The sequence below is a fragment of the Sphingomonas sp. LY29 genome (genome assembly GCF_035593985.1).
Taxonomy (GTDB): domain Bacteria; phylum Pseudomonadota; class Alphaproteobacteria; order Sphingomonadales; family Sphingomonadaceae; genus Sphingomicrobium.
Genome location: NZ_CP141587.1, coordinates 397,850 through 411,654, shown reverse-complemented (window position 1 = coordinate 411,654; position 13,805 = coordinate 397,850). Strand labels below are relative to the sequence as shown.

Here is a 13,805-nt window from a genome sequence, read left to right as displayed (position 1 = left end):
TCGGACGGGCCTGAGGTTCGCATGAAGACCCTGCGCCTGACTCTGGTTGCCGGGATGGCGATCTCCGCGCTCGTGCTGGTCGTTCGTACGGCGGCGGTCAGCGCCTGGTCCCGGCAAGCCCCGGACTTGGCGGCCAAGCTGTGGCCGGGGCATCCCCAGGTCGTCATTCGCCAGGGCCTGGAAGCGATCGGGCGGAGCGCTGTCGACCGTCGCGACGTGAATCGATCCGTCGTCACTTCGGTCGTGTCGGCTGCCCGCAAGAGTCCGCTGTCGCCAGAGCCCTTCGTCGTTCATGGGATCAACCAACAGCAGCGCGGCAAACCCGACGAGGCATTGGCGTCTTTGCAGGCCGCCGTTCGGCGTGACCCCCGTTCGATCCCGGCCCGCTATTTCCTTGCCGAACGTTTTGCGGAGACTGGGCAGATCGTCAGTGGCCTCCAGCAAGTTTCGGTGCTGTCGAAACTTGTCCCGCAGGCCGGCAGCACGCTTGTCCCAGCACTTGTAAAATATGCAAGGATGCCCGGCGGTGAGCGCCAGCTTCGCCTCATCTTGCGCGACAATCCTGCGCTGGAACCGGTGCTCCTCGACGCGCTCGCGGCGGACCCTGCCAACGCCGCGCTCGTCATGTCGCTTTGGTCGGGAGGGGCCGTTGATCCGGCGACGAATTGGCCAAAACGACTGCTCGCCGTCCTGGTGAAAGCCGAGCAAATCGATCGCGCCTATGATGTCTGGAGGCGAGTGTCTGGACAGACCGGCTCAGCTCCCGCGCTGATATTCAATCCGACATTCGAGGCCTCGAAAGCGCCGCCCCCATTCAATTGGACGCTGCTATCCAGTGGTGCCGGCGTCGCCGAGCCCTCCGCCGGTCGGCTGAACATTCTCTATTATGGTCGCGAAAACGCCGTTCTGGCGCAGCAGTTGCTTCGCTTGACGCCCGGTCGATACCGCCTGTCGATGCGTACGACCGGTGGAAGCGAAAATGCGGCGGTGCTCGGCTGGTCGATCAATTGTGTCGGCGCCTCGTCAGCGCTCGTGCGAATTCCGCTCAGAGGCGGGGACAAAAGCCAAGATCGTTCCGCCGACTTCAGCGTCCCATCCGGCTGCGCCGCGCAGCGCCTGGAGCTATTGGGAAGCGCACCTGAGTTTCCCGATACCGTCAATGCGACGGTGGAGAATCTTCGGCTTACGAAGGTGGCCCCTTGATGATCGCGAAACTGCAGAATTGGGTGGCTCCCATCTATCTTGCGCTCTGCCTGCTTTTGGGCGGAAGCGTCCAGGGGATCTGGGCGGCGATGGTCCTCCAGATACTGGGCATTGTCATTCTGGGCTGGGCCAGCTTTGGTTCGCAGCGTGGCCGTCCTCATCGTGGGGAGACGGTGCTGCGTTGGATCGTCGTCGCGGCGATCGGCTTCGTCTTTCTGCAGCTCGTTCCTTTGCCCGCATCTTTGTGGGAGTCATTGCCAGGCCGCAGCTTGCTGGCGGACGGGTTCAGGACGCTGGGTCTGTCGGCGGAAGCGATGCCGATGTCCTTGTCGCCCTATGACACCCTGACGACGTTGCCGACGCTCATTCCGCCCATTGCAATGCTGGTGGCGGTGCTCCGGCTGAGCGAGTCGAACGCGGTTAGGCTGGCCGCAACGTTGGTCGGAACGACGCTCCTGGCAGTCATGCTAGGCGTTCTGCAATCGTCGATGTCGGACCCGGATTCGTCGGTTTATCTCTACCCGATCAGCAATTTCGGGACGGCCGTCGGCTTCTTCGCCAACAGCAATCACATGGCGACGTTGCTGCTGGTCGCCATTCCGATGATTATGGCGCTCGGCGCCACCATCCTCGAATCTTCGAAGGATTCGCGAAAGAAGTCTGCTGCGATTGCGTTGACCGCGGCCGGGGTTGGGGTCGTGCTGGTCGGACTTGCACTCAATCGCTCCTTCGCCGGATATGGTCTCGCAGTTCCCGTCGCGTTGGCGAGTGCGGCTACGATCCTTGCCGTGAAGTCGCGGATGTTACGGCGTGCCGCTGCGGGACTGGCAGTCGCCGCCTTGCTCGGTGTCGCTGTACTCATCGCCAGCCCGCTTGGGAACAAGCTGATGGCAGGGGACGACAGCGTGTCGATCAGTTCGCGCGGGGAGATCCTAGAGACGACGAAGTCGGCCATCGACGAGTTTGGTCTGATCGGGACTGGACTCGGCACCTACTCGAAAGTTTATCCGCTCTTCGAACAGCCTTCGAAGGTCGATCGCACGTTCATCAACCATGCCCACAATGACTACGCCGAAATCCTGCTGGAACTCGGCTTCGCCGGCGTGCTGCTGATCGTCATCTTCATGCTGTGGTGGCTGGCACGGGTCAGGGATGTGGTGACAACACCATCGGCGGATCATTTTGCAATGGCGTCGACCATCGCTACGGCGACGATCCTAATTCACTCGGCGGTCGACTATCCGCTGAGGACCGCCGCGATCGCTTCAGTCTTCGCTATGTGTCTCGGCCTGATGATGGCCTCGCGGCGGATCGCTCGCGGGGAGGATGATCTCCGGCCGACGCGGCATCTCGTCATCGACTGACGCCGATCTTCCTGCGAGCAGTCGCCGACGGCTTCTGGCCAAGACCAGCAATAGTGTCGGAATGAGCATCGTGAGGACGACGTCCTTGGCGCCTTCGCCATATTGTGTCGCGCGTTCGGACCATTCCTCGACATGAAGGTCGTTAAGCTCGTTCAGCACTTCGATCACCAACAGAATCAGCCACGGTCGACCGTCTGCAATCGACAGCCGGAGAACTCTTGCGGCGATCAACAGCCCGATGACCCCGACGACGACATGCAACGCATCCATGCTGACCGAGGTCGCGTGCGCGATGAATTGCTTGATTTGATACCACTCCACCGCCGTCGAACGCCACGCACTGCGGTTCAGGCTCGCGATACCTCCAAAATTTGGCGATAGCCTTCGCGAAGGGCGGTGGACATTCCCTTATGCATAAGCAGTTGCGATCCCCGTATCGGCAACGTGCCGAGCGTGACTTCGGTCGGCTCGCGGATATCGAGAAGCTCGCGCTCTGCTAGTTTCGCGAGCCATTGCGTGATGCGGTCGCGCGAGATGGTGTCCCGCAGAGTATTGGAAAGATCGAGCAGGCCGAGCCGGTCCGCGAGCAACAGCGCCTGGCCCGAAGCGCGACCCGCACCCAGTGCAAGCGAGCGAGAATAGAGCACGTCGATGTCGCGGGCATGTGCCCAAGCCGAAAGGTCCACGATCCATTTGAGTCGAAACCAGCAGCTTGAGGCGCCATGCACGCAAAGGTGAGCGAAGAGTTCAGGGTCGGCGAGCGTCGGCAGAGCCATCCCGCCCGGCAGCTCGACAGTCTGCCGAGGGGTGGCGAGTCCTATTGTCGGGATCAGCGCGCGATGATCGGTCAGCCGAGAGTGAAGATCGATCATCACTCCGTCGGCCCTGATCCATGATGTCTCCTTGTGGTGGCGGTGCCACTCCGCGAGGCGCGCCGGGTGCGATAGCGTCTGGTCGTCACAAGTGTAGCCGAGTCCCGACAGGACATTTGCGGCGCCGATGACGTCGTCGACGAGAATATCGATATCGAGCCCGCGCTTGATAAAGGCAGAGGGATAGGCGAGCGCGCCCAACGTCGCGCCTTTGACGAAGATATGATCCACCCCGACACCGGCCAGGGCCCGGTGAAGGTCCCGATACCCCACCAGCTGAAGCATGTTCCGACTGATCACCGCGCTTGCTTGGCGGGCAAGCTGAGCCTGGAATCCGTAGCCCTCTCCCTCGACGAGCGCAGATATTCCGGCATTGGCGACGCCGTCGACACGATGACGTCCGACAAGCCGAAGAAAGCGCTCTTCGTCGATTGGCGCCGATCCGAATTTGGCCGAATTCTGGTAAGAAGCACGGCACGCGGACAGGAGCAGTCGGAATTCAGGATCTTCGAGCATTGAGGATGCATAGGGCAAGCCGGGCGAATTGTGCTACGGCTTTCCAGTTGCCTGCATGGCGCTAAGCGGCGGGGGCAGCTAACGATCGCTAATGAACGATTTACGATATTACCGATTGTTTGGATTGACGTTTGCGAGCGCCATCTATCTTCCTGAACTCGTAGCAATCGAACCTGTTACCCCGGACGTCTGCATTGAAGTCGGGTCGGTTCCGGTAGGCGCAGAACTCGGGCCTGGGGAGCATCGCGTGCCCGGCGGGATGTTGATCGGCATCGAGGATGTCGCCTCCTACCTGATCCAGGACGGCAATCGAATCGTGGTCGACCCCGCACCGGGGGCCGAATGGGCGAACGTTCGGCTGTTCTTGCTTGGTTCGGTGATGGGCGTCGTCCTTCATCAGCGCGGTCTGCTTCCACTGCACGCCAACGCCATCGTGATCGACGGGCAGGCGTGCGCTTTCATGGGGCACTCAGGCGCGGGTAAGTCCACACTGGCCGCCTGTTTCCATGACGCCGGATATCCCGTGCTGGCGGACGATGTCGTCGTCGTCAGTTTCGACGAAAGGGGCGAGCCGATCGTCAGTCCTGGCATCCCGCGCGTGCGCCTCTGGGAGGCCGCGGTCGTCGGTTCCGGTCGGGATCCCGCCGACTATGAACTTTCCTACGCGGGCGACGAGAAATATCGGAAGTTCGATGTTCCGCTTTCAACGGTTGCGGAAACGGACCGCCCGTTGAAAGCAATCGTTATCCTGGCGCGAGGGGACGTCGTGTCCCTCGAGCCCATGCAAGGCGTTCATGCGGTCGAGGCGCTCGTCGCCAACACCTATCGAGGGGGGTACGTCCCGACTCTCGATCAGTCCAAGCTTCACTGGGAATCGTGCCTTCGCCTCGCGAAGTCGACGAAGGTTCTTCGCTATGTGCGTCCTTGGTCGCGCGATCGAATGGTCGGCGATCTTCAACTTCTCATTAATTCGATCGGCGGAAACACAGATTGAACGACATTGATTAACAGGATTTTTCTGATGGGGGTTCGCGTGGCGACGCAGTGCCGATGTAGTTTTAGGAATGATGTGTGCCAAAAATCTCAAGCCGTGGACTAATCCAGTCCTTCGCAAGATTTCCGCTGGTTCGGCCGAAGCACATCCGACGGGTAGCCGCGGCGACGGTACCGGACAGGCGAAACGTTCCTAATCTCGTCGTCTCGACGTTATAATTAATCAATGTCGGTGATAGCCGGCTTCGCTTCGCGAAGCGGGAATGGCTGTCCCTCAAGCGGTCGTGCGATGCTCGAAGCATTGGTGCTTCGGGCATCGAACGCCGTTGTTTCACGTCAAGTAGATCTGGCCGATTTCGCCTGCCTGCTCGTGCCGGTCCTTAGGGAGGATCGCTCCGATGCAGGTGTCATGCCTGCACACTGTGGCCAGTCGCTATTCGTGAGCGATGCCCGTATCGATAATCGCGCCGAAATCATCGCGCGGCTGGGCCTTCCAAAGCTCAGCGTGGATCAAATCGGTGATGCCTCGCTTCTCCTGCACGCGTGGAGGCGCTGGCGCGTCGACTTGTTCGATCATGTCATCGGCGACATCGCGCTGGCGGTTCGGGAGGGGGAAGAACGTAAGCTCACGCTGGCGCGAAGCCCAATGTCGCTGCGTTCGCTCTTCTACGCTGAAATGCCGCACGGCATCGCCTTCGCCAGCCAACCGGCGTCCTTGCGCGTTATCGATGGCATCGGCGCCACGCCAAACCTCGAGAACCTAGCCGCCGCTACGTCGGGGGAAGTTTTCTCCGACGGGTCCTTGACCCTGTATCAGGGCATCGACGCGGTTCGACAGGGGACGGCAGTCGAATTCTCTGCATTCGGCACCAGCACCAGGCAATTATGGTTTCCTGCCGACGTGCCAATCATTCGCGAAAGCCTTGCCGACACGGGTGCATCGTTGCGCGAGGAACTGGATCGATCCGTTCGCGCCCGCCTCCGTCGCAATGCGGGATCCGTCGCATCACACTTCAGCGCTGGGCGCTACAGCAGCGCGGTCGCCACTTCAGCCGCGATTGTTCTGGGTGAAGGTGGCGAACGTCTTCATGCCATGACGTCCGCTCCTGACGCAGGGTTCGATGACGGGGCCCGCGATAGATGGATCGCGGACGAGTCCGTCCTCGCTGGAGTTACTGCAAGAACATATCCCACCATCCATCATGAGATCGTCCGGGCCGGATCGCGCAACTTCCTCTCCGCCTTGGAGGAGCATAATCGCTGCCACTTCTGGCCGCAGTTCAACCTGCCAACATTGGATGGTGGGACGCGGTCATGAAGCGGTGTGATGGCGTCGGAGCCTCGGTTCTTTTCACCGGTCAAGTCGGCAATTTCACCGTCAGCATGGGCGGGAGCAAAGCGCTTGGAGACCTACTGACACAGGACGGAGCGGCAGCCTGGTGGCGTGCAGCCACGACGATCGGTGGTCGCTCGGCCTCTTCCTGGCGAAGCGTGGCCAGCGTCAGCTTCGGGCCGTTTCTTCCCGCGGCGCTTTACAAGGCTGCGGTTCGGGTGACGGGCAGGGGGCTCGACTTCGACGCCTCGATGCCGATGCTGAAGGGAGCATTTCGCGTGAGCGCCGAACGGCAACGGCACCGCCGCACCCGCGATTGGCGACCCGAACGCAGCTATCGCGACGATGTCGCTCACATCCTGACGATGATGGAGCCGATATCCACTTCGCCGCTGGTCCATCAGGGCGTGGAAGTTCGCGATCCGACCGGGGACCGCCGCCTCGCTGAACGCTGTCTCGCGATTCCCGCGGCTCACTTCGTTCCGATCGGAACGGCGCGCCCGGTCTACGAGGCTGCCTTCGGCGCGAGAATCCCGGACGCGGTGCGCCATTCACCGATCCGGGGTTTCCAGGGCGCCGACTGGAACGAGGTCATCGACCCGAGGGAAGTCGGCGCGGCATTCGACCGGGTGGGGCGAAACAGCATAGTGCGGGAGATGATCGACCGGCGGGCGATCGACGAGCTCCTGAACCGCTGGCCGCGGACCGGGGGCGGGCGGTCAGACGTTTACGACCTGTATGTCAACAAGCTGCTGAGCACCTTGTCCGTGGCGATGTTCGTGAACACGCATTTCCCGGATTAGGGGTTCACGCGATGCTTTCGATGAGTCCTTCGTCGACCATCTCGTGAAGCAGTTGGGTCAAGTCGCGGCGACACTGCGGGTCGCGCATGTCGAAATCACTGCCAAGTCGGTCGCACAATCCTTCAAGGTCGAGCGGCTCCGAAAGCGCCTTCCAGACCTCAGCGGTGACGTTCTCCATGCCGTAGCAGGCGCCACGCTGCACATTCAGCGCAAGGATGTCGCCGTCGACATTTTCGAATAAGGCTTCTGGGGATCGACGGTAGGTCGTCATGGGCAGTCCTTCTTTGGAAACGTCGGTCTGCTTCATTCGCAATTCACCGGCGATCCCGTTCGTCGTCGAGCGTAGCCGGTCAATTCAAAGTCTTCCAGCGCGCAAGGAGGCGTCGTGTCATTTTCCCGGGGATCGCGGACGGCGAGACCGAAAGATCGAGTCGTTCGCTCCGTGTCTGGCTTCCATGTTGGACGCCGGGACCCTAGACGAGCAACGCGAGGCCGAAGGAACGACGGCCTCCTGACGGCCAAGGACGGAACCGGAACGGTGAGCGCGTACAATCATCCCCAACAACCACGGACGAAGGTGCCGGTCCGCGAATATCTCCTCTTCGCCGAGATGACGGTCTGGTGCCTGGCCGCCGCGTTGCTGGTCGCGATCCTGCCGTTCCGCCATTTGGTACGACTTGTCGGCGCGCCGCGGGCCGATTTGCGCACAAGTCCTGCAAAGGTGCGCTGCGTTGCGGATATCAAGCGAGCGATCGACCGCGTGAACAATCGGCTGCCTGTACGGATCGTGTGCATCCAGCGCGCTTTCGCGATGCACTGGGCCTTGCGTCGGCGCGGGATCGCTTCGTTCCTGCACTATGGCATTTGCCGCAACCCTCAGGATCTGAAGGCCCATGTATGGCTGACGGTGGATGACCAGATCGTCACCGGGGCCGAGGAGCGTCCCAATTATGTTTGCATGGCGGTTTTTCCCACTCGGGTTCCTGCGGTAGACGCCTGACATGATTGTTTACTGGTCATTTTTCGCAATCCTGACGCTCGGCTCGTTCGTGACCGGGGAACGGAGCAACCCTTCGGGCAAGGCGCCGTTGCCGCTCCTTTTCCTGGCGATGGTCTTCATCGCGTTGATGATCGGCTTGCGGTACGAGGTCGGCGCCGACTGGGAGAATTACGAGTTCATCTTCTCGTACGCCCGCTTCTCCGAATTGGGCGAGATGCTTGTGCTCGGCGATCCGGGATATCAGTTCATCAACTGGGTCGTTCAGGCCGCAGGGTTCGAAATCTGGGTCGTCAACATGTTCTGCGGCGTCGTCTTCGCGGCCGGGCTCTTCTCTTTCGCCCGCATCCAGCCCAATCCGTGGCTCGCCGTTCTCATCGCCTTTCCTTACTTCGCGATCGTCGTCGCGATGGGATATTCCCGTCAGAGCGTCGCACTCGCGGTCGTGATGGCTGGTCTTGCGGCCCTGTGTCGCGGGCGTTCGATCACTGTTTATATAGGCTACATCGCGCTCGCGGCGACCTTCCATAAGTCGGCGGTCCTGGCCTTGCCGGTCGCGATCTTCGCCGGACAGCGTAATCTGGCGTTGAACCTCATCGTCGGGCTCGCCGCGTCGGTGCTGCTCTACGACGTCTTCGTCTCCGACGCGGTCGAAGGGCTGATGCGCAACTACGTCGAGGCGGAATATTCATCGCAGGGTGCCATCATCCGCGTCGCGATGGGGGCGCTTCCGGCGCTCATCTACCTGCCATGGATGCACCGCTTTGCCTTCGACGAGGGGGAGCGCAAGTTGTGGCGAAACTTCGCGCTTGCCGCGCTGGCACTAGTCATCGTCTTGGCGACCACGCCTTCGTCGACCGCGGTGGACCGCGTCGCGTTGTACGTCTTGCCGCTCCAGATTGCGATATTTTGTAGACTTGGCATCGCGTTTCCCGGCTTCTCGCTGCACAAGGTCGCGGTTGCGGTCTACTGTTTCGCGATTCAGTTCGTGTGGCTCAACTTCGCCGAGCACGCCCAATATTGGGTTCCCTACCAGTTATATCCGCTCTGGTAGGATCGATGCGCGTTCTGGCATTCACGAAATACGATCGCGAAGCCGCAAGTACGAGGCAGCGGGTCCTGCAGTATCTGCCGTTGCTTGCCGACGCGGGAATCCACGTCGACTATCGTCCGCTGCTGGGTGAAGATTATGTACGCAGTCTGGCTACCGGGGAAGGTGCCGCCAAGGGACCGATCGCCTGTTCCTACCTGAGGCGCTTCGGTCAGCTGATCGAGGCGCGCCATTACGATGTCCTATGGGTTTACGCCGAGCTATTCCCGATGCTTCCGTCCGTGTTCGAGAAGCTCATTTTCGCGACGGGGCGCCCGGTCATTTACGACATGGACGACGCCTTTTTCGAGGCATTCGCTCACCATGCATCGCGGGCCCGGCGGCGCTTGCTCACGGGGAAGCTGGACGGCTTGATGGCTGGCGCGACGGCTTGCTGCTGCGGCAACGAGTATCTGCGATCCTATGCCTTGCAGTTCTGCAAGAACAGCATCGTCCTGCCGACCGTCGTCGACACCAACCTCTATGTGCCGGACCCACGCGAGGGTAGCCAGCCGTTGACGATTGGGTGGATCGGGTCGCCATCTACATGGCCGATGGTGCGGCCCTTGCTTCCCCTGCTGAAGGAATTGGTCGAGCGCCATGGCGTGAGAATCCGCGTGGTCGGTGCCGGGGCTGGCGCGTCGGCAGATGGGTTCGACGGTCTCGATCTCGTCCAGTGGTCGGAAGAGCGCGAGATCGCCGACGTCCAGTCAATGGACATCGGCATCATGCCGCTCATCGACGGGCCGTTCGAGCGCGGCAAGAGTGGCTACAAGCTCATTCAGTATATGGCATGCGGCCTGCCGGTGGTGGGGGCGCCGGTCGGTGTGAACTCGTCCATCGTGCGCGAAGGGATGAACGGCATTTTGGCCACCGACCTGTCGCAATGGCGGGCGGCCCTCGAACGGCTGATCGCCGACGCAGACCTTCGCCAACGGATGGGTCGTGCCGGACGAGATATCGCCGTGAAGGAATATTCCCTGGCGTCTCAGGCGCCTCGCCTCGTCGACGTCTTCCGGTCCGTGATGGAGCGATACACCGCGTCGTAAGTCGCAATTCCCGTCTGAAGATCGAACCACTTTCGCGCGCTCTTTCGCCATTCCTGCGGCCGCGGGGGCAATCGTTCGATCGTCGCCAAGGCGATCTCATAAGAACCGGTATCGAAGCCATCCACCAGCGCGCCTGCTCCGGACTCTTCGACTTGGGTATCGACATCGCCGACATTGCGGTTGGTCAAAACCGGAATGCCCGCCGCCAGGAATTCGCCGAGCTTCGTCGGGCAGCTGGCAAGCTTGGAAAAGGTCGGCCGGATGAAGAACAGGCCGACGTCGACCGCGGACAGGAACAGCGACACCTCTTCGCGGCTTGCGGCGCGGATCATCAGGTTGGCGGACGGAATGCCCTTGGCCGAGGCGGCATCGCGAATGAGCGCGGGATCGTCTCTGGTGATGAACAGCAACATCGACTCCGGATCCCGGGTCAGCTGGACCGCGAAACAGTCCAGCATTTCATCCAGCATGTACCATGTGCCTATCGAGCCGAGGTAGGCGAAGACCTTGCGGTCATGTTCGATGGCAAGTGCTTTCCGAGCGCGGTCGCGTCGCTCCGAGGTCGGCGGCGTGAAGAGGTCGAAGTTCACGCAGCAGGGAATCACGGCCATTGGCGTATCCGCCGCCGCCTGATCGTCGCGGGCCAGCATCGTCTGCTTTCCGGCTTCGGTCAGGCTGACGATCGCCGCGGCATCGCCGAGGAACAGCCGCTCACGTCGTTTAAAATAGTCGTAGACGGTCCGATAGATCGGCTTGCGAAGGTCCCATAGTCCACCCTCGACACGCTCGTCTGCCCAGAAGCCGCGCATGTCGAACAGGAAGGCAACGCCGAGCGAGGCTTGCATCGCGTGACCGACCATCGCCGAAAGATAGCTGCGGCAATGAACAAGATCGAAGCGCTTTTGCCGGTGAAGCCGGTCGGCCAGCCGGCGCATCGCCATGAGATCGTACACCGTCGAAAAGATCGGCGGACGCTTGTGATAGGAGAGGGGATGCCAATCGATCCCGATCTTCGCGCATTGGTCGCGGACGGCCTGGCGCTCAGTCTCGCCGCGCTCGGGCTTTTCGAAGCTGATCAGCGTGATCTGATGGCCCACGGCGGACAAGCCGGCCAGATACGGTAGGACTTGTGAAGCGCCGAGAGGGTCGGTCATTCCGTCGTAGCTGAGATAAAGCACGCGCTTACCGCCCACCGCCTTCTCGGGGGAGAGTGTCGTTACTGCAGGATGGGTGATGGCAAGGCCCCTAGAACTGTTTCGGTGTTGTATGCAGGCGACGACCTGGTGAGGGGCGGGTAGACAAATTGGCAAAGAGTGTCATGCCTCCCGCGCGATGGCTTCCATGAGTTTCCCGTTGTTCATTCCGTGTGTCGTAGAGGTGCTTGGCAGTTGGCCGGGCGGAGGGGGTCGCGCCGTTCGTCGCGGAGCCTGTGATGGTTAACGTGGGCGGCGTCGTCCGTAACGGCTGGCGATATTTTTTGTCGTCACAATTGTTGAGGGACAGTGCGGTCTCGATGGCCACGCGGTCGTTTGGACTTGTCCTCGCCTTCGTGTCCCATCTTTTGCTTTCGCGGACGATGGGCGCACAGCAATATGGGCTCTACGTCATCGCGTTGGGCTGGGCGTTGATCCTCGTCCTCCCCGCCCGACTTGGCCTCGACCACGCGACCTTGCGATACGCGACCGTATATCGGGAGCATGGACGACTTGGCGAGCTGCGCGGGTTCATCCGCTTCTCGCTTATCTCGATGGCACTGGCTTCATTCTGTGTCGGTTCGCTCATTCTGGCGACAAAGTTATTTCCGGTTCCGACGTTCCGGGACACTTCCTGGCTGATGATCGCGAGCATTGCGGGAATGATCTTTCCTCTGGCCGCAATCGGTTGGGCGTCGGCGCTGCTTCGAACAGCGCAGCGGATCATGTCCTCTCAATTCTTCGAGCATCTCCTCCGCCCGCTGATGCTGTTGATCGGGATCGGCATCCTTTGGTCCCTCGGCATTCGCATCGACTCGATCAGCGCGATGCAATTGACCCTGATCAGCGCGAGCGTCGTGCTCGTCGCGATGCTGATATCGGTCAAGAAAGTGTTCGGCCGTATCGAGGAGAAGCCCAATTACGGCGAGCGGTCGGAGTGGGTTTCGCTCAGCTGGGTCGTCCTGATCATGGGTGCTCTTCAAGAGATGATGAACCAGGCTGACATCCTGTTGCTCGGCATGCTCGCCGACGCTTCTTCGGCGGGATTATTTTCCGCCGCGACGAGACTGTCGAGCCTGGTCCCTTTCGGACTGACGGCCATCGTCATGATTTCCGGACCGATGATCGCATCGGCGTACCACCGACGCGATTGGGACGAATTGGCGGGGATCGCTCGCCTGACTTCACGCGCATCCCTAGCATTCGCGCTGGCCGTCGCAGCATTCCTCGCCATCTTCGGAAGGCCGATCCTTCGGGCGTTCGGGCCGGAATTCGATGCGGCCTATCCGGTGCTTCTGGTGCTGCTCCTGGGCGGCCTGATCAATGCAGCGACTGGATCGGTCGGCTACCTGATGATCATGACGGGGCGTCAGAAGGCCGCGCTGGTCATCATAGCGCTGGCCTTGCTATTGAGCGTTTCGATCAATGTGATCCTCATCCCGATTCTGGGCCCTTTGGGCAGCGCGATTGCATCCTCTGCGGCCGTTGCCACGTTGAACCTCAGCATGCTGGTCTACGTCAGGCGCACATTGGGGATCGACGGGTCGATGATTGGATTACCGGTGAAAAGGAAAATAGGTTGAAGCAGTTGATCAGGTCGATGCGCTCGGCATTGATGGTACCTTCGGCGTTGCGCGCGGTCCGCAAGATCGCGTCGCCGGGGCCTTCGATCTATCAGCATCTGCCATTTGTCGGACGCTTTTCAGTCGACGTAGAGCCGGGCAAATCATTCCAGCTGGAATCACGCGGGGATGTCGTTGAAAACGACTTGTTCTGGGCTGGTTTCGGCAAGTCGTGGGAAGCGGATTCACTCAAGCGCTGGGTGCAGTTGGCCAAGTCGTCGAAGGTGATCCTCGACATTGGCGCCAACACCGGAGTGTTTGCGCTATCCGCTCAAACCATCAATCCCGGTGCAACGGTTCTTGCGATGGAAGCGTCTGCGCGCACTGCAAACCGTTTGCGCCAGAATGTGCGCATGAACGACTACCCGATCATCGTCGAAGAAGCCGCGGCATCGGACGCCGATGAAGTTTTGACGTTTTACGATTTTCCCGGCGAGCATCAATATTCTGCGTCCTTGCAGCCCAGCATGGGGGGATCGATCGAGAGCAAGGTTCAGGCTTACCGCCTCGACAGCGTGCTTGATCGTCATGGCCTTGGAAAAATCGATCTGATGAAGATGGATGTCGAGCGGCATGAGCCGGCGGCATTACGGGGCATGCGCGGACGCCTGGAAAGCGATCGCCCGACGATCTTCATCGAGGTGCTCGACGACGAGTGCCGGCGGGGGATCGAGGAAGCGCTCAGCGGCTTCGACTATTCGTGGGAGAAGCTCGACGACGACGAAGGTCGCAATTTCCTTCTGACTTCCGCGTCGCGATAAGCCCGGTGG

14 protein-coding genes are annotated in these 13,805 nt (G+C 61.0%); 10 read left to right on the top strand and 4 right to left on the bottom strand.

Features of this window, described 5'->3' with window-relative positions; translation table 11 throughout:
- Positions 1-21: 21 nt before the first annotated feature.
- A complete protein-coding gene (locus tag SH584_RS02065) occupies positions 22-1,203 on the top strand; it encodes a tetratricopeptide repeat protein (RefSeq protein WP_324808162.1) in 1,182 nt (393 codons plus the stop codon).
- On the top strand, positions 1,203-2,567 hold the full coding sequence (locus SH584_RS02060; protein WP_324808160.1) for an O-antigen ligase family protein: 1,365 nt from the start codon (positions 1,203-1,205) through the stop codon (positions 2,565-2,567). Before SH584_RS02065 ends, SH584_RS02060 begins: the two co-directional genes overlap by 1 nt.
- Here the strand turns inward: SH584_RS02060 and SH584_RS02055 are convergent.
- Both SH584_RS02055 and SH584_RS02050 read right to left on the bottom strand, forming a co-directional pair.
- Entirely contained in the window at positions 2,469-2,888 is a 420-nt protein-coding gene (locus tag SH584_RS02055) for a hypothetical protein (protein ID WP_324808158.1), read from the bottom strand. The genes SH584_RS02060 and SH584_RS02055 overlap by 99 nt on opposite strands.
- Before the next feature lie 26 nt (positions 2,889-2,914).
- Positions 2,915-3,955 (bottom strand): nucleotidyltransferase family protein, encoded by a 1,041-nt coding sequence (locus SH584_RS02050; protein WP_324808156.1) that lies wholly within the window; start codon positions 3,953-3,955, stop codon positions 2,915-2,917.
- Between the two features lie 247 nt (positions 3,956-4,202).
- Here SH584_RS02050 and SH584_RS02045 point away from each other — a divergent pair, with 247 nt between their 5' ends.
- From SH584_RS02045 to SH584_RS02035, 3 genes are all read left to right on the top strand, one after another.
- Positions 4,203-4,949 (top strand): hypothetical protein, encoded by a 747-nt coding sequence (locus SH584_RS02045; RefSeq protein ID WP_324808154.1) that lies wholly within the window; start codon positions 4,203-4,205, stop codon positions 4,947-4,949.
- Between the two features lie 288 nt (positions 4,950-5,237).
- Entirely contained in the window at positions 5,238-6,266 is a 1,029-nt protein-coding gene (locus SH584_RS02040) for an asparagine synthetase B family protein (protein WP_324808152.1), read from the top strand.
- The gene (locus SH584_RS02035) at positions 6,263-7,084 is read left to right on the top strand and encodes an asparagine synthase-related protein (protein WP_324808150.1); all 822 of its coding nucleotides are present in this window, start codon (positions 6,263-6,265) and stop codon (positions 7,082-7,084) included. Before SH584_RS02040 ends, SH584_RS02035 begins: the two co-directional genes overlap by 4 nt.
- A 4-nt stretch (positions 7,085-7,088) precedes the next feature.
- Here the strand turns inward: SH584_RS02035 and SH584_RS02030 are convergent, their stop codons facing one another.
- Positions 7,089-7,391 carry a PqqD family protein gene (locus SH584_RS02030; RefSeq protein ID WP_324808148.1) on the bottom strand — a complete coding sequence of 101 codons (303 nt, stop codon included), beginning with the start codon at positions 7,389-7,391 and terminating at the stop codon, positions 7,089-7,091.
- A gap of 231 nt (positions 7,392-7,622) precedes the next feature.
- Here SH584_RS02030 and SH584_RS02025 point away from each other — a divergent pair, with 231 nt between their 5' ends.
- From SH584_RS02025 to SH584_RS02015, 3 genes are read left to right on the top strand one after another with little or no spacing between them, the layout of a single operon-like run.
- Entirely contained in the window at positions 7,623-8,084 is a 462-nt protein-coding gene (locus tag SH584_RS02025) for a lasso peptide biosynthesis B2 protein (RefSeq protein ID WP_324808146.1), read from the top strand.
- A gap of 1 nt (position 8,085) precedes the next feature.
- Positions 8,086-9,135, top strand: coding sequence for an EpsG family protein (locus SH584_RS02020; RefSeq protein WP_324808144.1), 1,050 nt, complete (start codon positions 8,086-8,088; stop codon positions 9,133-9,135).
- A 5-nt stretch (positions 9,136-9,140) separates the two neighbouring features.
- The gene (locus SH584_RS02015; protein ID WP_324808142.1) at positions 9,141-10,220 is read left to right on the top strand and encodes a glycosyltransferase family 4 protein; all 1,080 of its coding nucleotides are present in this window, start codon (positions 9,141-9,143) and stop codon (positions 10,218-10,220) included.
- On the opposite strand, the gene SH584_RS02010 is transcribed toward SH584_RS02015, so the two are convergent.
- Complete coding sequence (locus SH584_RS02010) at positions 10,160-11,413, bottom strand: glycosyltransferase (protein ID WP_324808140.1); 1,254 nt, start codon at positions 11,411-11,413, stop codon at positions 10,160-10,162. The genes SH584_RS02015 and SH584_RS02010 overlap by 61 nt on opposite strands.
- 239 nt (positions 11,414-11,652) lie before the next feature.
- Here SH584_RS02010 and SH584_RS02005 point away from each other — a divergent pair, with 239 nt between their 5' ends.
- Together SH584_RS02005 and SH584_RS02000 are read left to right on the top strand one after the other, a co-directional pair.
- Complete coding sequence (locus SH584_RS02005) at positions 11,653-12,996, top strand: lipopolysaccharide biosynthesis protein (protein WP_324808138.1); 1,344 nt, start codon at positions 11,653-11,655, stop codon at positions 12,994-12,996.
- A 17-nt stretch (positions 12,997-13,013) separates the two neighbouring features.
- Complete coding sequence (locus SH584_RS02000; RefSeq protein ID WP_324808136.1) at positions 13,014-13,796, top strand: FkbM family methyltransferase; 783 nt, start codon at positions 13,014-13,016, stop codon at positions 13,794-13,796.
- Positions 13,797-13,805 lie beyond the last annotated feature (9 nt).